Raw genomic sequence first — 18,572 nt, forward strand, 5'->3', positions numbered from 1 at the left:
CTGCGGACGCACAAAAATAAACACATCCCCATTCGCACTTGCCATGATGGGTGGGGCTGGCTGGCGTAAAAAGGGGTCACCACACCAACACCGGCAGCAAAAAGCCCGGCTGACGCCGGGCTTTGTTTCATCAATCCTGCTTATATAAGAACAAGGCGAGGATTATTCGTCACCCGTCGTCTTGTTAGTCGTGCGACGCCGGCTGCGCGGTGCCGGTGTAACTGCGGCCTCACCGGCAGCAGCCGGCTTGCTGCGCACACGCGGAGCTGGAGTGGCTGCAGGCACGACAGGCGGAACATCCGGTGCGGCCGCCGCCGGCTTGCGGCGTCGCGCAGGTGCTTGCTTGATCACAGCAGGTTCAGCAGCTACCGGAGCCTGCTGACGGACTGGTGCAGCAGGCTGTTTGCGCCGGCCTACCGGGGACTTCGGCAGCGCAACAGCGGGTGGCGAGACTGGCTGCTCGGCAACGGACTCGACCCTCGGACTAACTGGCTTAGGACGCGGGGCACTGGGGACAGGTTTTACCACCTCCGCTGTCGCACCGGTATGTCGCCCATGGCGGGCACGACCATGACCACCCTGCCCGGCCTGTTTGTGATGGTTATTTCCGCCACGATGCCCATGCTTTTGCTGTTCGCGCTTGGCAGTGTGGGTCGGAGATGTCGACAACCCGGCTTCGGTCAATTCGCGTACCAGTGCAAAGTCAACTTGCGCACTTTCCAGATTGGCGCTCATGACTTTCACCGTCAAGGTGTCGCCCAAACGGTACTGCACCCCACTCTTCTCCCCGACGATAGCCTGGATATCCTTGCGGAAGTGGAAGTAGTCCTTGCCCAATTCGGAAATATGCACCAAACCTTCGGCGTAAACATTGTCCAGCAGAACGAACACACCAAAGCTAGTCACAGCACTGATCTTGCCCTGGAAAACTTCGCCAATCTTGTCCTGCATATAATAAGTCTTGAGCCAGGACTCGACATCACGACTGGCATCGTCCGCGCGCCGTTCTGTCATCGAGCAATGTATGCCCAATTGCGCCCATTTGCCTGGCTTGTACTTGCCACCTTGCAACACCGCTTTAATGGAGCGATGTACCAGCAGGTCGGGATAGCGACGAATCGGCGAGGTGAAATGAGTGTAAGCCTCATATGCCAGACCGAAGTGGCCGTTGTTGTCTGGCGTGTAAACCGCCTGCTGCATGGAACGTAACAGCATAGTCTGCAAAACAGGCGCATCCGGGCGACCGTGAATCTGCTCAGCCAGTTTGGCGTAGTCTTTGGCAGACGGCTTGTCATTGCCACCCAGCGTCAGACCAACCAGTTGCAGATAGTTACGCAGGTTTTCCAGTTTCTCCGGCGTCGGGCCTTCATGCACGCGGTACAAGCATTTCTGCTTGCTCTTGAGCAGGAAGTCGGCAGCGCAGACATTGGCGGAAAGCATGCACTCTTCAATCAAACGATGAGCATCGTTACGTACTACTGGCACGATCTTGTCGATCTTGCCCTGCTCGTTGAACAGCATTTGGGTTTCAACAGAGTCAAACTCGATCGCACCACGCTTGGCCCGAGCGGCCAGCAAAATCTTGAACAAGCTATAGAGTGTCTGGATATTGGGCAGAAGCGCGTTATCCGTACCATGCTGTATCCAGTCCCACACCTGGTTATAAGTCAGGCGAGCCTTGGACAGCATCACCGCAGGATAGAACTGGTAGCGCTTGACCTCACCCTTGCCGTTGATCTGCATGTCACACACCATGCACAGGCGCTCGACATCGGGATTCAACGAACAGATGCCATTGGACAGCGCTTCCGGCAGCATCGGAATGACACGGCGCGGAAAGTAAACCGAAGTACCCCGTTCTAGCGCTTCGGTATCGAGCGCATCGCCGGGTTGAACATAGTGGCTGACATCGGCAATGGCGACGATCAGGCGGAAGCCCTTGCCCTGCTTCTCGGCATAGACCGCATCATCGAAATCGCGCGCAGTTTCACCATCGATCGTCACCAGAGGCAAATGGCGCAGATCAACTCGATCTGCGGTGAGATCTTTTTTACGGACTTTTTTTGGCGTTGCCTTGGCCTGTGCCACGACATCTTCAGGAAATTCATGCGGCAAGGCATGTTTACGCAAGGCGATTTCGATTTCCATACCCGGATCGGCGTAATTACCCAGTACCTCGACTACCTGGGCTACCGGCTGACGGTAGGCATCCGGATACTGCAGGATTTCCACCATTACTACCTGGCCATGCTTGGCTTCACCCTGGCTACCCGGCTCAATCAAAATTTGATGACTGATACGGCGATCTTCCGGCGTGACGATCCATACACCACGCTCGAGGTGAATGCGACCGACCAGCTTGCTGACGGCGTGATCCAGCACCTCAACAATTTTGCCTTCCTGCCGGCCACGCCGGTCCACGCCTGATGGCCGCACCAGTACCCGGTCACCATGCATGGCTTTCTTCATTTCACGTTCTGGCAGGAATATATCCACACCCGTGCCTTCGCCCTCATCTGGCAAGCCGAAGCCAAAACCATCGCGGTGGCCGGAAACCTTGCACTTGATCAGGTCGAGTTTTTCTGCGGCGCAGATCGCGCCTTTGCGATTGATGATGATCTGGCCTTCACGCTCCATCGCCAGCAGGCGGCGTTCAAAGAAGCCCAGTTCGTTATTCTGGATGGACAACATAGCGGCCAGTTCATCTGGGAACAGCGGCACACCACGCTCTTCCAGGAGTTTCAGAACAAATTCCCGGCTAGGTAAAGGATTGGAATATTTGAGTTTTTCTCGTTCCAAGAAAGGATCCTGCAGACGCAGGGATGTATTTTTTTGTTTTTTTGCAGATTGGGCCATTGACACCCTCAGAAACTTGTTTATAATTCGCATCTCGTTGCAGCACTACAGCAACAGAATGATACAGCAAAGCAGTGCCCAGGTGGCGGAATTGGTAGACGCACTAGGTTCAGGTCCTAGCGCCCGCAAGGGTGTGGAAGTTCGAGTCTTCTCTTGGGCACCATTCAGCTGTATTATATAGTCTTATTGCTGTTGCAATGAAAAATTTGGTTTGCCCAGGTGGCGGAATTGGTAGACGCACTAGGTTCAGGTCCTAGCGCCCGCAAGGGTGTGGAAGTTCGAGTCTTCTCTTGGGCACCAACAATTTTTTAAGGTTGGCTTAACATCACCAGCTTGCAGTACATACAATTTGCTTTGCCCAGGTGGCGGAATTGGTAGACGCACTAGGTTCAGGTCCTAGCGCCCGCAAGGGTGTGGAAGTTCGAGTCTTCTCTTGGGCACCAATTAAAAAAGCCGTTGATCTCAGATCAGCGGCTTTTTTTCATTCCAGCTCAGCACTCGCAGCAGCTCACTGCCTTCCCTTGCAATCAGCGCGTGACAGACCTGTCCGTTGACTCCCCTGCCAGTGCAGCGCCAGACCTCGCATCCAGAGCTAAAAAGAAAAACACCGAGCACGAAGTCAGCAAGCCCATCACCAGGAATGACCAGGCAAAGTCACTGCTAACCAGGATTTGATGTCCTTGCAGGGTAGTGACTACCTGTAGCGTCATTGCCGCAACGGTCACCCCAAAGCCGGCAGCCAACTGTTGCGCCACACTGGACAGGCTGGTGGCATGACTCATGCGGCTTTGTTCCACGTCGGCAAAAGCAATGGCATTGAGGCTGGTAAATTGTAGTGAGCGGGAAAATCCACCCAGCACAAACACCACCAGCATCAGCACATGCGGTGTGTCTGCACGGAACAGACCATACACCGCCATTGACAGCGCCACCAGCAGGGCATTCCAACTCAGGACCTTCTTGAAACCAAAGCGCTCCAGCACTTTGGCCACAATGGTTTTCATGAAGATGGCCCCGATGGCAGTGGAACAGGTCAACATGCCAGACTCGAATGGCGTATAGCCAAAACCGAGCTGCAACATCAGCGGCAGCAAGAATGGCGTGGCTCCGACACCCATCCGGATAAGAAAGCCCCCCATCACGCTGGCGTGAAACGTCGGCAGGCGTAACAAGGATAGGTCCAGCAATGGATCTGCCACGCGGCGGTAATGCCACCGATAGGCCAGCAGCAACACCGCGCCGAGCAAGCTGACTGCCAGCGATAGTTGCAGCGACAACATGTGCTTGCCTTCCGTGGCCAGGCCCAGCATCAACATCGACAAGCCGACTCCGGTCAGAGCAAAGCCGGTTTTGTCCAACGGCGGCAAATGATCTTCCTTCAGATTCTCGATATAGCGCCCCGCCAACACCATGCCCAGTATCCCAATGGGAATGTTAATAAAGAAGATCCAGCGCCAGTGGAAATAGGTCGTAATGAAACCGCCCAGCGGTGGCCCCATCACCGGGCCAAGCAAAGCCGGAATGGTGAGGTAGCTCAGGGCTTTTACCAGTTCCTCCTTCCGAGTAGTTCGCAGAATGACCAGCCGCCCCACCGGCACCATCATCGCCCCGCCCATGCCCTGAACAAAGCGTGCCAGCACAAATCCTTCCAGCGAAGCACTGAAACCACACAGCACCGAACCGAGAATGAAAACGGCAATGGCCGAGCGGAATATCCGTCTGGCACCAAACCGATCTGCCATCCAGCCGCTGACCGGAATGAATACCGCCAGACTGACCAGATAGGATGTCAGTGCCAGCTTGAGAGCGACAGGATCGACCAGCAAATCGCGGGCAATTGCCGGCAAAGAGGTAGCGATCACGGTAGCGTCCATGTTTTCCATGAACAGGGCGGTGGCAATGATAAGCGGCGTCAGCATGCCGCTGGCCAGTTTGAACTGCATAGCATCAGTCTGCGAAGGAATGTGTCGTTCAGTCTAGCAGCTTGACCCATGCAGTCAGAACGGATGTGAGGAAGAAGTGTTAGCAGTTGTGAAAATGAAGAGAAGGCAGCCCATGAGGCTGCCTTCTCTTTACGCCACACAACGATAAACAAGGCTTAATGCGTGCCCAGCTCCAGCGCATTACTCAAGTCACCCATGACTGCTTCGCCATTGGCCTGCAAGGCGGCATCGCGCTCGATAACGCCCGGCAGCGCTGGCAAATCGAAACGTCGGCTGATGAAACGCAGGATGGAAGCAGTGTCGTATTGGGTATGGTCGACAAAGCCCTTGCGCGCATACGGTGAAATGATGATGGCCGGAATGCGGCTGCCCGGCCCCCAGCGATCCCCCTTGGGAACCGGAGCATGATCATAAATACCGCCATTTTCATCGTAGGTAACCACGATCAGCATGTTCTTCCACTGCGGGCTCTGCTGCAGCTTGGTAATCAGCTGGGCAATGTGCTCGTCACCATCGGCCACGCTGGCATAACCGGCATGCTGGTTCAGATTGCCCTGCGGCTTGTAAAAAGCAACCGCCGGCAACTTGCCGCCCTGGGCATCCCGCAGGAATTCCGCATCAAAATCCTTCAGATGAGCCTGACGATAAGCCTGCTGCGTGAGCGGATCAAAGGCCGCGTAGTAGTTGAAAGGCTGATGGTGGGCCTGGAAATTCGGCTGTCCACCATTGTAGATATTGCTGCGCTGAACCACTGAAGCATTCCAGCTGCCAGCGTACCAGGCCCAGCTGACACCTTTGGCAGTCAGGCGATCACCAATGGTGGCGGCAGTCTGTGCTGGCAGCGTGGTGGCTTTGGTGGTATCGGCATACTGGCTCGGCCCCTTGGCTCCCGGCGCATTGCCACTGGGCTGATACAAGGGCTGCATGGTGTTGACGGCATAGAACATGCCCTGGCCATCCTTGGGCGTCAGATTGCTGTCATTCTTGTAGGTCGGCTTGCCATCCAGCACCGAGGCCTTGGCAGCAGCGGCAGGCGTCAGGCGCAGGAACTGCCCCTTGGCATCGGTATCGATGGCAGAAATCGAATCCTTGGCTGGTGAGTCAGCCGCATCGGCATTGGGATAGCTTGGCGCACAGGCACAGATCAGATACTGGTGGTTCAGAAAAGAGCCACCAAACGCCCCCATGAAGAAGTTGTCTGCCAGCGTGTACTGGCGCGCCAGCTTCCACAATGCCATCTTGCTGCCATCGTAGTAGCCCATGCTCAGACCACCGGCATCCGAATAGGCAGCAAACTTGTCATTCTTGCCGCCATTGATCTGCATCTGGTTGTTATAGAAGCGATGCACCAGATCGCGGGTCACTACTCCCTGCCCTAGCTGCACACCGCTGCCATTTACACCGGCAGGATCATCAATCTGGAAAGGCTTATTGGGCCAGCCCATGGTTTGCGCCTGGGTCAGGGTGACACTCTGGCCGGCAGCAGTCAGGCCATTCCAGGTCGGCGGCAGCACTGGCAAGACCGAGCCATCAAAATCCTTCTGCGACACATAGCGACCACGCGCCGAAGGATTGACACCCGGGATACCGTTAGCCCCCGGATACAAGCCATACAGGTTATCGAAGGCGCGGTTCTCAGCGAAAATAACGACAACATTCTGGATGGCATCCAGCGAGCCGCTGGTAACCGGTGCCTGAGGCGTGTTACTGGCGCAGCCGGCAAGTGCCGCCGTCAGGGCAAGGGAGAGCAGAGCAGGTTGGCAGTTGTGCATGTGGGTATCCTTGTGCGGGTTCGGGAGATTGTGCCGGCATCGTGTTGCACGCGTATGATGGACGAATTAGACGGCCAAAACCGGGCACAGACAAGACAGGGCAGCCCTGCCCGTAAGGCCTGTCATTACGTCATCATGAGGAGATAAAACTGGCGTATGCTGCTGCCGATTCCATCCGATTGCCCTCAGTCATGTCGTCTTGCCCTCCCCTCACTCCAGCTTTGCGCATACTGCTGCCCTGGCTGAGCTTGCTCTCCCTGCTGACGGCCTGCCACCAGGCAGCAGCACCTGCCGTGATCAGCACAGTTGCTACGCAGGCTGTTTATGCAGATAGCCATCCACGACCCGTGAAACAACTGGAAGCGCTGGGGCGACAGTTATTCCACGAAACTGCGCTGTCGGCTTCCGGCAAACAATCCTGCGCCAGCTGCCATAGCCCGACTCATGCTTATGGTCCAGCGGATGGCAAGCCTGCCCAGTTCGGCGGCGTAGATGGTCAACAGCAAGGCAGCCGCGCCGTGCCCTCCTTGCGCTATCTGCAAGGCGTACCGCCATTCAGCGAACACTTCCGCGATAACGATGGCAATGACAGCGAAGATGCCGGTCCCACCGGAGGACTGACCTGGGATGGTCGCGCCGCCAGCCTGCATGAGCAGGCTAGTCTGCCGCTGTTAGCGGCCAATGAGATGGCCAATCGCAGCCCGGAGCAAGTCGTTGAACAACTGCGGGCTAGCCCGAGTGCCGGCGCATTTGCTGCCTTGTTTGGTCAAGACATCTTTCACGACAAGCAGGCCGCATTCAAAAAACTGCTACTGGCGCTGGAGGTGTTCCAGCAAAATCCAGCCGAGTTTTACCCCTACAGCAGCCAATACGATGCCTGGCTGCGCGGGCAGGCATCACTGAGCAAGCTGGAATTGCGCGGCTTGCAGGTCTTTAACGATCCGGCCAAGGGAAATTGTGCTTCCTGTCATCTCAGCCAGCGACAGCCAGATGGCTCCTTTCCGGCCTTTAGCGATTTCGGGCTGATCGCACTGGGTGTGCCACGCAATATGGCATTGGCGGTCAATCGTAACCCTGGCTATTTTGATATGGGCTTGTGCGGACCATTGCGACAGGATATGCAGCAGGATGAATATTGCGGGCTGTTCCGTACGCCATCGCTGCGCAATGTCGCGAGCCGCAAGGTCTTTTTCCACAATGGTGTATTCCATGATTTACGCCAAGTGCTGGAGTTTTACGCCAGCCGTGATAGCGCCCCAGCCAAATGGTATGGACATGGGAAAAAAGACCAGCGTTTCGATGATCTGCCCCGTCGCTACCACAGCAATATCAATCAGGAACCACCCTTTGGCGGCAAGGCCGGCTCCCGGGCAGCTTTCAATGCCAGCGATATTGACGCCATGCTGGCTTTTCTGCAGACACTGACCGATGCAGATGTTTTACCGGCCAGCAGATAAGCGCCATAGGCTAACAATCCAGCGCGGGTACATCCCGGACTGCCAGCATGCTGGCCAGCACATCGACCACTAGCTGGTGATCCTGCCGTTGTGGCAGACCGGACACCACGATGGAGCCAATACAACCGACGCCTTGCAGCCGCAGCGGAAAGCCACCGCCATGGGTCGCATGTTCCGCCAGGGACAGCCCGTTTTTCTCCTGCAGATTGGTGTGCTGTCGCTGGCAGTCCAAGCCGACAGCCAGCGAACTGCGTTCAAACTTCTGTACCACATTGTGCTTGCGACGGGCCCAGTCCTCGTTATTGGCACTGGCACCTGCCATCAGCAGCTGGAAACGGCGTACCTGGTTAACGGTAATGACAATGGCCAGTGCTGCGCTGCGCTGGCGGGCGGCCTCGCGCAGGCGACAGCCCAGTTCCCACACGGTATCCGAATCAAACTGACTGAATTCCAGCCGTGCTTCCTGCTCGGCGATGATGAGCAGATCGTCTTCCACACTCATGGCAATACCTCCTCAGCGCTCACATCCCTACCCTGTGCCGCACTGTATTCAGCACGCTCCAGCCAGTCCATGACACTGGCCGCCTGCCGGGCGGTGACCGGATTGTCCGCTTCGCCACGGATGGCCGCAGCCAGCTGGCGATAATAATCGCGATAGTCCCCGCGCAGATTAGCTACGCTCTCCGTCTGTGCCATGGTCGTTGATGACAGGAATAATTGACCGGGCAAGGGGTCTAGCCCCCAGTCGGCACCACCTGCCGGTTTGCCCAGTTTGAGATCGGTCTCTTGCGTGTCCAGCCCGTACTTGGTGTAACTGGCCAGATCACCGTGCACGGCAAAGCGCGGGATACCACCACCGACCAGGCAGGAAGCATGCAATACCACATGTACTGCCGGATAGCGCAATTGCACATGGAAATAGTCGGTCGCTTGTGCCGCTTGCCGCTGCCTGGCCAGATAGGCTGATACGGCAAGTGGCTGGCCAAACAGTTGCAAGGCCTGATCCAGCAAATGTGGGCCCAGGTCATACCACAAACCGCTACCGGCACCACCCTGCTCGCGCCAGCGCTGCTGTACCTGTGGCCGATAGCGATCAAAGTGCGAGACAAACTGGCTGATCTTCCCCAGCCGGCCACTTGCCAGCAAGTGCTGCACAGTGAGGAAGTCGGCATCCCAGCGCCGGTTATGGAATACCGACAGCAACAGACCCAGCCGGTCGGCCAGCGCATCCAGCTGTCGGGCTTGTGCCAGGGTAAGGGTAAATGGCTTGTCCACCACCACATGCTTGCCTGCCAGCAAGGCCGCTTCGGCTTGGGAAAAATGCAGATCATTCGGCGTGGCGATCACCACCAGATCGACTGCCGCATCCTGCAGGGCCTGTTGCAGCGTGGGCCACTGCCGTAGCGCTGGCCAATCTGCGCTAAGCACATCGGCCTTGCTGCTGACCACGCCGTAAAGCTGCAAATCCGGGCAGGCGGCAATCAACGGAGCATGAAAGGTTTTACCGGCATATCCATAGCCGACCAGCACGACATTCAATGGAGTAGACATGCATCATCCTGACTGTGCTATCTGCAGGAAAACGGATAGCTGCGGTTGGTAGGAGGGGAGAAAAACAGCAATGTTAGCGCTATCATACCGAATTGCAGCCATAAAAAAACCCACCGCGCGGGGTGGGTTTTGTGAGTCATACCAAGCTTACAGGCCGTAGGGATGACGCAATACGATGGTTTCTTCGCGATCCGGACCGGTAGAAACGATATCAACCGGCGCGCCGCAGACTTCAGCAATACGCTTCAGATAAGCCTGAGCATTGGCCGGTAGGTCTTCCCAACGCTTGGTGCCGAAAGTGGTTTCACTCCAGCCAGGCATGGTTTCGTAGATCGGTTCGCACTGGGTCACGGCATCGGAACCGAAGGGCAGGATGTCGACTTCCTTGCCATCCAGCTTGTAGCCCACGCACAGCTTGATCTCTTCCAGACCATCCATCACGTCCAGTTTGGTGACACACAGACCGGATACGCCGTTGATCTGGATGGAACGCTTGAGTGCGGCGGCATCGAACCAGCCACAGCGGCGCGGACGACCGGTAACCGAACCGAACTCATTGCCACGCTTGGCCAGGAAGGCGCCAATTTCGTTTTCCTGTTCGGTCGGGAAGGGACCGGAACCCACTCGGGTGGTGTAACCCTTGACGATGCCCAGTACGTAATTGAGCATTTGCGGGGCAACGCCAGCGCCCGGCGCGGCAGCACCGGCCACACAGTTGGACGAAGTCACATACGGATAAGTACCGTGATCGATATCCAGCAGCGTACCTTGTGCGCCTTCGAACAGCAGCGGCACATCAGCCTGGTTCATGTCATACAGGGTACGCGACACATCGGCCACCATCGGCTTGATGCGTTCGGCCAGCAGCATGGTCTGCTCCAGAATGGCTTCAAAGCTGACCGGCTCTGCCTTGAAATACTGGGTCAGCTGGAAGTTGTAGAACTCGACGTTCTCTTTCAGCTTGGCAGCGAAGCGCTCCGGATTGAACAGGTCGATCACGCGCAATGCACGACGCGCAACCTTGTCTTCGTAGCAGGGGCCGATACCGCGACCGGTGGTACCGATCTTGCCGGCACCCTTGGCCGCTTCGCGTGCCTGGTCCAGAGCCACGTGGTAAGGCAGGATCAGCGGGCAGGCTTCGGCAATCTTCAGACGGGCCGCCACATTGACACCGGCAGTTTCCAGCTCGTCGATTTCCTTCAGCAGCGCTTCCGGCGACAGGACAACGCCATTGCCGATAAAGCACTCGACGCCTTCGCGCAGGATGCCGGACGGAATCAGGCGCAGCACGGTTTTCTTGCCACCCACCACCAGGGTATGGCCAGCATTATGACCACCCTGGAAACGCACCACAGCACGTGCGTGGTCGGTCAGCCAGTCAACGATCTTGCCCTTGCCTTCATCACCCCATTGGGTACCGATCACGACAACATTCTTGGACATTGGAAAAACCTCTTCTTCAGTCAAACTAAAAATCAGTTAAAGGGGACGATCTGCCAGCCGTCAGCGGCCGGAATCAGTTCACGGTTGCAGCCGATGGCCTCGGCTGATTCCCCCAGATAATCAATAATCACCACCTCACCAGCCGCGCGCAGGCGCTCGACTTCGCCCTGGGCCGCCGGCAGGTGGCGATTGGAAACACGTACACCCATGGCACTACCGCGTTCCGGCAGCATCTGGATCAGATCGCGCAAGTCCAGACTGAAACCGGTAGCCGGACGGGCACGACCAAAACGACGACCAACATTGTCGTAGCGGCCGCCACGAGCCAGCTCTACCGCCCAGCCAGGCGCATAGGCGGCAAAGATCAGGCCGGTGTGGTAGTGCGTACCACGCAGTTCGGATAGGTCAAAGCTGATTGCGACACGCCCCTCGAAGGCGCGGGCAATGGCCGACAGCTGCATCAGTGCCAGCTCGACTTCCGGCAAGGACGGCAGGCGGGTGCGGGCTTTTTCCAGCACCGATGCCGGGCCATACAGCTCGGGCAAGGCGAGGAAGGCAGAACGGTAAGGCTCGGCCAGACCTGCTACCTGTTCGGCAATGCTGGCGGCATCCTTGTTTTGCAGCACGGCAAACAGTTCGCGCGTGGCTTGCGGCGACAGGCCAGCTGCGGTGGCCAGTCCACGGAAGATGGCAGTATGGCCAACATCCAGTCGCAGCTGCGGCACCTTGACCTGACCCAGCGTGGACAGCATCAGTTCGATGATTTCGATATCGGCTTCGATACCGGCATAGCCGTACAACTCGGCACCAACCTGCATGGGCTGGCGCGAACTCATCAAGCCATTGGGACGGGTATGCACCACACTGCCGGCATAGCACAGGCGGGTAACACCAGTGCGATGGCCCAGCAAGTGGGCGTCAATGCGCGCCACTTGCGGGGTGATATCCGCACGCAGACCCAGCTGGTGACCAGACAACTGGTCGTCCAGCTTGAAGGTTTTCAGGTCCAGCGCAGTATCACCTTCGGCGATCAGCGAATCGACATATTCGATCAGCGGCGGCAGGACCAGCTCATAGCCTGCACAGCGGAATTGTTCCAGCATCGCTGCCTTGGCAGACTCCACCTGGCGGGCGGTAGCCGGCAGGATGTCTGCAATGTATTCGGGTAACAGCCAGTTACGCATATTCCGGTTTCGACAAATAAAAGGCGGGATTCATCACCCCGCCCTGTTTACGGCAAACTGGCCGGGGTGTCCGGCCAGTCATGAAAACTAATTGTAACTACCAGGCAGCGCCTACCTGCCCTTGCTGGCCGCCTGCGGGTTCTTGAAGTACTTGAAGAACTCGCTGTTGGGGTCCAGCACCATCACGTCGCTCTTGTTCTTGAACGACTCTTTATAGGCATCCATGCTGCGCCAGAAGGCATAGAACTCCGGACTACGCCCATAAGCTTCCGCGTAAATTGCGGCAGCCTTGGCATCGCCCTCACCCTTCCGTTGCTGTGCCTTGTTGTAGGCATCGGCCAACAGCACATCGCGCTGCTTCTCCGCTTCGGCACGAATACGTTCGGCATCGGCAGCACCTTCGCTACGCAACTGGCTGGCGACGGTACGGCGTTCCGACTGCATGCGATCATAGACGGAGCTGCTTATTTTATCCGGAAAATCGACACGTTTTAAGCGTACGTCGAGAATTTCCACGCCTATTTTACGCGCATCTGCGTCTGCGCGCTTGCGAACCGTCTCCATCACCTGGTCGCGTTTGCCGGAAATGACATCAGCTACAGTCTTCTGACCGAATTCGGCACGCAATCCGTCGTTGATGGTCTGCTTGAGACGGGCCACGGCGGCATTCTCCGATCCCACGCTCTTGTAGAACTGTTCGACATCGACAATGCGCCATTTTACATAGCTATCCACCAGCACGTTTTTCTTCTCGCGCGTATTGAACAGCTCGGGTGCTTCGGCGTCGATGGTCAGAACCCGGCTGTCGAAATAGCGCACATTCTGCAGCAGCGGAATCTTGAACTGGATGCCAGGCTGTTTGATCACCCGTTCCACTTCGCCAAACTGGAAGACCATGGCGTATTGGCGCTGGTCCACGGTAAACAGCGACAGGCTGGCGACAAACAGAATGCCGAGCACGGCCAGCAGGGTTGGCATGATTTTTTGCATTTCAGTGCTCCCCACCCAGAATGTCGCGACTACGGCCGAAATCCCGACCACTCTTGTTGCTCCGTGCAGGTGCAGTTGCCGGCGCAGCTGCCGGTGCCGGCGTGGTGGCAGCGGGTGCTGCCGTGGTTGGCGCTGCAGGGCTTGCCGCCTGGGTCAGCTTGTCCAGCGGGAGGTAAAGCAGGCTGTTGCCGTTTTTCTGGTCAACAATCACCTTGCTGGTGGCACTCATCACTTGTTGCATCATGTCCAGATAGAGACGGTCACGCATGACCTTGGGAGCCTTGTTGTATTCAGACAACACTTGCTTGAAACGGGAGGCATCCCCTTCCGCTTGCGACACCACTTTTTGCTGATAGGCTTCGGCCTCCTGCTCAAGGCGGGCGGCCATACCCTTGGCCTTGGGCACGACATCATTGGCGTAAGCCAGGCCTTCATTACGCAGCTTGTCCTTGTCCTGACCAGCCTTCACGGCGTCGTCGAATGCCGCCAGGACCTGCTCGGGCGGTTGCACGGCATTGATGTTGACCTTGGCAATACGCACACCCAGCGCGTAGCGGTCCAGGATGTCCTGAATGACTTTCTGTGATTCAGCCGCTATTTGCGCACGACCTTCATTGAGGACGAAATCCACATTGTTGCGACCGACAACTTCGCGGATGGCGGTTTCGGTTGCCTGCTTCACGATATCGTTGGCATTGCGATCAGCGGCGGCATTGTTGAACAGAAAGGCCTTGGGGTCCTTCACGTCGAACTGCACTGACAATTGCACATCGATGATGTTCTGATCAGCCGTGAGCATCAGCGACTCTTCCGGCACCTTGTTCTTGGCATTGCTGCGATAGCCCACTTCCACGCTGCGCAGCTCGGTCAGGTTGACGATTTCCACCTTTTCAAAGGGGTAAGGTGCATGCCATTGCAAGCCGGGGTCGGTCACGCGGCTGAAACTGCCCATGCGCAACACCACGCCCTGCTCCTTGGCATCCACCACATAAAAACCGCTACCCAGCCATAGCGCTGCCAGCACGCCGACAACGGCGATGGCACCACCCTTGAAGGCGGCACGCGGCTCGGGGCTTGGCTGTTCGCCCGATGGCTTGGCCCCCAGCAGACGGGCGAGGCGCTGATTGAGATTACGGAAAATTTCGTCAAGGTCCGGCGGACCGTCACTGCCCTGACGTCCCCGATTTGGATCATTCTGCGACATATTCGTCTTGTTCTTCGTGTTGGTTATCAGATGACTGCAAACGTTCGGCAAGTACTGTCCGCAAGAGTTCCAGCCCTTCGCCCGTCAGCGCGGAGAGGCGAACTGCCTGTGCCAGCTGCTCCTGGTCGCGTTCGATGGCGGCTGGCAACTGCCGCAAATCGGTCTTGTTCCATACGATCAGTTGGGGCACACCATCTGCACCGATTTCAGCCAGCACCTTGTTGACTTCATCAATCTGGACATCGCGCAGTGGATTGGAGGAGTCCACTACATGCAACAGCAAATCGGCCTGAATGGTTTCTTCCAGTGTGGCACGGAAAGCAGCCACCAGGGTATGCGGCAAATCGCGAATGAAGCCCACGGTATCTGAAACGATGATCGAGGTTTCAGTATTGAGAAACAGCTTGCGACTGGTGGTGTCCAGCGTGGCGAACAGCTGGTCGGCCGCATAACTGCGGGCCTTGGTCAGTGCGTTAAATAGCGTTGACTTGCCGGCATTGGTGTAGCCGACAATGGAAACCGAAGCGATACCGGTGCGTTGGCGGCCCCGTCGCTGGGTATTGCGCTGTTTTTGTACCTGGGCCAGCCGCTCTTTGAGTGCCTTGACCCGATTACCCAGCAACCGGCGGTCGGTCTCCAGCTGACTTTCACCCGGACCACGCAGGCCGATACCACCCTTTTGCCGCTCCAGGTGCGTCCAGCCACGAACCAGCCGGGTAGCGATATGCGACAACTGGGCCAGTTCCACCTGCAATTTGCCCTCATGACTGCGGGCGCGCTGGGCAAAGATGTCAAGAATCAGGCTGGTGCGATCAATCACCCGGCATTGCAGAGCACGTTCCAGATTGCGCTCCTGCCCGGGCGACAGCTGGTGATTGAAGATCACCACATTGGCACCGGTTGCCCGCACCATCAGTCCGACCTCTTCCACCTTGCCCTTGCCGGCAAACAGCGCGGCATCAGGACGCTGGCGCTTGCCCTGAACAATGCCGGTGACTGTCACGTTGGCAGAGCCAACCAGTTCGACGCACTCGGCTACATTTTCCTGATGATCGGGATCACCAAAATCCAGACAGACCAGCACTGCCTGGTCTCCAATATCGGGACGATCAAACACTGTATAGAAAACCGTAGATGAGGATTCTGCCGTCATGACTGCTGCAAGCACGCAGTGGCAGGATCATGCATGAAAAAAGGCCGACAAGCCGTGTCAGCAAGACACAGCCTGGCGGCCCGCGGGGAGACAGCCTTCAGCCTGATCAGGCGTCTTGCTGATCCTGCTTCTGACCCGGATGTTCGTGCGGGATGGTAACCGGACGGGCCGGAACAACGGTAGAGATGGCATGCTTGTAAACCATCTGGGTAACCGTGTTCTTCAACAGCACTACGTATTGGTCAAAAGACTCAACCTGACCCTGCAGCTTGATACCGTTCACCAGATAGATGGATACCGGCACATGTTCCTTACGCAGAATATTCAGGAACGGGTCTTGTAACATTTGCCCTTTAGAGCTCATTCGTTTTCTCCGAATCGTTGATTGTTGTATTAAATAATCTTTAAAGCCCGGCTGGTATGCTTATTTTTAGCAGAAAAAACCCCAGCCTACTATTTTTTACCACTCTTGCCCCAGCGTACTTCCTTCTCGCGTCCACGCAGCTTAGACATCGGTTTCGGTTTAGCCCGGGACTTTTCCTTGGATTCTTCAGTATCGAAGGGGTTTTCCGAGGTTTTGTACTGCACACGCAGCGGCGTGCCCTGCAGTTTGAACACCTTACGGAAGGTATGTTCCAGATAACGCGTGTAACTGGCCGGGATCGCATCCAGCGCATTGCCATGAATCACGATGATAGGTGGGTTCATGCCACCCTGGTGAGCATAACGCATCTTGGGGCGCATCAGGCCCGAGCGCGGCGGTGCCTGACGTTCTACTGCAACATTCAGTACCCGCGTCAGCTTCGGCGTGGCCAGCTTCACCATGGCTGCCTGGTAGGCTTCATCGATGGATTTGAACAGGTCGGTCACGCCACGGCCTTCGATGGCCGAGATGTAATGGAACTTGGCAAAATCGAGGAAACTGATCTTGCGGGCGATTTCCCGCTTCACGGTTTCCTTTTTCTCGAAGTCCAGATTGTCCCACTTGTTCACCGCCACCACCAAGGCACGGCCTGCTTCGAGTGCAAAACCGGCGATGGTGGCATCCTGCTCGGAGATGTCCAGCTGCGCATCCAGTACCAGCACCGCCACATTGGCATCTTCGATGGCCTTCATGGTCTTGATGATGGAGAACTTCTCGATGGCTTCGCTTACCTTGCCGCGACGCCGCACGCCGGCGGTGTCGATGATGGTATAGGTATGGTCATCACGCTCGAAATCAATATAGATGCTGTCACGCGTGGTACCGGCCTGGTCAAAGGCGATGACGCGCTCTTCGCCAAGAATGGCATTGACCAGCGTCGACTTGCCAACATTGGGGCGACCGATCACGGCGAATTTGGGATGGTAACGGGCTTCCTCTTCCACTTCGTCGGGGAAGTCTTCCAGCACCATTTCCATCAGTTCGCGCACACCATCACCATGCGCGGCAGAAATCACCAGCGGCTGGCCCAGAGCCAGTTCGTGGAATTCCGCGCTGGCGATGGCGTGACTAATGCCTTCGGCCTTGTTGACCACCAGGAATACCGGGCGGTCGATCTGGCGCAGGCGATTGGCGATGATCTTGTCCTGCGGGGTGATGCCGGTACGGCCATCCACCAGGAATACCACGGCATCGGCTTCATCCACGGCCTGCAGTGTCTGCTTGGCCATTTCGAACAGAATGCCTTCATCCACTACCGGCTCAAAGCCGCCGGTGTCGACCACCAGATACGGTTTGCCCCCCACTCGACCATGGCCGTAATGGCGGTCGCGGGTCAGGCCAGGCTGGTCGGCGACCAGGGCGTCACGGCTGCGGGTCAGCCGGTTGAAAAGGGTCGACTTGCCCACATTGGGGCGGCCGACCAGCGCTACGGTAGGTTTCATGGTTACAGCTTTTACTCAATAGACAGCAGCGACAGGCGACCATTTTGCCCCTGCACCAGGGCAGATGCGCCCAGGGAGACGGGCTGGGCGGTTGCGCCTTCGCTGCCAAGTTTCACACGGCCCACCAGACTGCCGCTCTCATTGGACAGCAGGTGGCCATAGCCTTCGCCATCGATCACCAGGACAAAACGTCCGAGCATGGCGGGGCCGGATACATTGCGGAATTTCAGGGCATCGGTCTTCCACAGGCTGCGACCGGTACTGCGGTCATAGGCCCAGACCGAGCCATCTTCCGCAGTCACATACAATTTGCTGGCATCCAGCGCCACTCCGCGGCTGGAGGACTGTTCGCGTGCCCACATCAGGCTGCCGCTCTTGGCATCGAAGCAGGCCACGCGCCCTTGGTAGGCCACGCTGCAAACTTGTCCGCCGTCGTAGACCGGACGGCTGGTGATATCGGTGATGCGCTCCAGTTCGGTAGCACCACGCGGGTTGGCGACCACACCTTCCCACAGCGTATTGCCGTTGGCCGGGCTGATGATGTCCAGCTTGCCACCGGGCAGACCTACCATGACGGCTTCGTTGCCAACCGCCTGCATCGAGCCGGTATTGCGCACCAGCAATTGCGGCTGGGCATGGGCAATCGACCATTGCTGCTTGCCATCAGCCAGGCTGAAGCCGGTCAGGCGGCCATCGTTGCTGCGTACCACCACCATGCCGCCAGCCACTTGCGGCGCTTCCAGCATCACGCTGGTGAGCGACTGCTCCCACAGCAGTTTGCCACTGCTGCGATCCACTGCCAGCAGTTTGCCATCCTGGCTACCGACAATGACGGTATCACCGGCAACGGCAACACCAGATGACAAGTCGCGCTTGAGTGTGACATCGGCGCTCACGCGGCCGGACAGGGCATCGACAGTACGGACATGACCGGAAGGATCAGCCGACACTACGTTGCCGTTGGCGTAAACCGGGGTAAAACCGCTGTTAGAGGCTGCTTGCGACAGCGTCCATTTCACATTCAAGGCCTGGATGGGCTTGATGGCCGCCAGCGGTGTGGGTTTAGCAGCGGAGGAACTTTCAAACCAGCTGGCGCAGCCGGCCAGCAAGAACGAGGAAAGAACAGCAGTAACCAGCAGTTGGCGGCGCATCA

At 57.3% G+C, this 18,572-nt stretch carries 14 protein-coding genes and 3 tRNA genes; 4 read left to right on the forward strand and 13 right to left on the reverse strand.

What is annotated here, in order from left to right; all coding sequences use genetic code 11:
* Nucleotides 1-162: 162 nt before the first annotated feature.
* Entirely contained in the window at nt 163-2,856 is a 2,694-nt protein-coding gene (rnr, locus tag DBR44_RS04775; RefSeq protein WP_124642579.1) for a ribonuclease R, read from the reverse strand.
* A 76-nt stretch (nt 2,857-2,932) separates the two neighbouring features.
* Here rnr and DBR44_RS04780 point away from each other — a divergent pair.
* The 3 genes from DBR44_RS04780 (at nt 2,933) to DBR44_RS04790 (ending at nt 3,299) form a co-directional block, all read left to right on the forward strand.
* Nucleotides 2,933-3,019: transfer RNA gene (locus DBR44_RS04780), tRNA-Leu, on the forward strand.
* Nucleotides 3,020-3,069: 50 nt separating this feature from the next.
* Nucleotides 3,070-3,156, forward strand: a tRNA-Leu gene (locus tag DBR44_RS04785).
* A 56-nt stretch (nt 3,157-3,212) separates the two neighbouring features.
* Nucleotides 3,213-3,299, forward strand: a tRNA-Leu gene (locus DBR44_RS04790).
* Nucleotides 3,300-3,383: 84 nt separating this feature from the next.
* Here the strand turns inward: DBR44_RS04790 and DBR44_RS04795 are convergent.
* Nucleotides 3,384-4,799 (reverse strand): DHA2 family efflux MFS transporter permease subunit, encoded by a 1,416-nt coding sequence (locus DBR44_RS04795; protein WP_233578369.1) that lies wholly within the window; start codon nt 4,797-4,799, stop codon nt 3,384-3,386.
* Between the two features lie 155 nt (nt 4,800-4,954).
* Nucleotides 4,955-6,571 carry an acid phosphatase gene (gene acpA / locus DBR44_RS04800; protein ID WP_124642581.1) on the reverse strand — a complete coding sequence of 539 codons (1,617 nt, stop codon included), beginning with the start codon at nt 6,569-6,571 and terminating at the stop codon, nt 4,955-4,957.
* 347 nt (nt 6,572-6,918) lie between these two features.
* Here acpA and DBR44_RS04805 point away from each other — a divergent pair, with 347 nt between their 5' ends.
* Nucleotides 6,919-8,028: a cytochrome-c peroxidase gene (locus tag DBR44_RS04805; RefSeq protein ID WP_233578372.1), complete on the forward strand. Its 1,110-nt coding sequence runs from the start codon at nt 6,919-6,921 to the stop codon at nt 8,026-8,028.
* 10 nt (nt 8,029-8,038) lie between these two features.
* On the opposite strand, the gene DBR44_RS04810 is transcribed toward DBR44_RS04805, so the two are convergent.
* The 10 genes from DBR44_RS04810 to bamB all read right to left on the reverse strand — a co-directional run bounded on the left by DBR44_RS04810 (nt 8,039) and on the right by bamB (nt 18,570).
* Nucleotides 8,039-8,530 (reverse strand): heme-degrading domain-containing protein, encoded by a 492-nt coding sequence (locus DBR44_RS04810; RefSeq protein ID WP_124642585.1) that lies wholly within the window; start codon nt 8,528-8,530, stop codon nt 8,039-8,041.
* Nucleotides 8,527-9,579 carry an oxidoreductase gene (locus DBR44_RS04815; RefSeq protein WP_124642587.1) on the reverse strand — a complete coding sequence of 351 codons (1,053 nt, stop codon included), beginning with the start codon at nt 9,577-9,579 and terminating at the stop codon, nt 8,527-8,529. The genes DBR44_RS04810 and DBR44_RS04815 overlap by 4 nt, the downstream gene beginning before the upstream one ends.
* Before the next feature lie 147 nt (nt 9,580-9,726).
* Nucleotides 9,727-11,022: an adenylosuccinate synthase gene (locus DBR44_RS04820; protein ID WP_124642589.1), complete on the reverse strand. Its 1,296-nt coding sequence runs from the start codon at nt 11,020-11,022 to the stop codon at nt 9,727-9,729.
* A gap of 32 nt (nt 11,023-11,054) precedes the next feature.
* A complete protein-coding gene (locus DBR44_RS04825; RefSeq protein ID WP_124642591.1) occupies nt 11,055-12,206 on the reverse strand; it encodes an ATP phosphoribosyltransferase regulatory subunit in 1,152 nt (383 codons plus the stop codon).
* A gap of 111 nt (nt 12,207-12,317) precedes the next feature.
* Nucleotides 12,318-13,196, reverse strand: a complete 879-nt coding sequence (gene hflC, locus DBR44_RS04830; protein WP_124642592.1) for a protease modulator HflC — start codon at nt 13,194-13,196, stop codon at nt 12,318-12,320.
* Nucleotide 13,197: 1 nt separating this feature from the next.
* The gene (hflK, locus tag DBR44_RS04835; RefSeq protein ID WP_124642594.1) at nt 13,198-14,400 is read right to left on the reverse strand and encodes an FtsH protease activity modulator HflK; all 1,203 of its coding nucleotides are present in this window, start codon (nt 14,398-14,400) and stop codon (nt 13,198-13,200) included.
* On the reverse strand, nt 14,387-15,517 hold the full coding sequence (hflX, locus tag DBR44_RS04840; protein ID WP_124642596.1) for a GTPase HflX: 1,131 nt from the start codon (nt 15,515-15,517) through the stop codon (nt 14,387-14,389). The genes hflK and hflX overlap by 14 nt, the downstream gene beginning before the upstream one ends.
* Nucleotides 15,518-15,659: 142 nt before the next feature.
* Entirely contained in the window at nt 15,660-15,917 is a 258-nt protein-coding gene (gene hfq, locus DBR44_RS04845; protein ID WP_124642598.1) for an RNA chaperone Hfq, read from the reverse strand.
* A gap of 89 nt (nt 15,918-16,006) precedes the next feature.
* Nucleotides 16,007-17,419, reverse strand: a complete 1,413-nt coding sequence (der, locus tag DBR44_RS04850) for a ribosome biogenesis GTPase Der (RefSeq protein WP_059287277.1) — start codon at nt 17,417-17,419, stop codon at nt 16,007-16,009.
* An 11-nt stretch (nt 17,420-17,430) separates the two neighbouring features.
* A complete protein-coding gene (gene bamB / locus DBR44_RS04855; protein ID WP_124642600.1) occupies nt 17,431-18,570 on the reverse strand; it encodes an outer membrane protein assembly factor BamB in 1,140 nt (379 codons plus the stop codon).
* Nucleotides 18,571-18,572: the final 2 nt, after the last annotated feature.

It is taken from the genome of Aquitalea sp. FJL05 (assembly GCF_003852595.1).
Lineage (GTDB): Bacteria > Pseudomonadota > Gammaproteobacteria > Burkholderiales > Chromobacteriaceae > Aquitalea > Aquitalea aquatilis.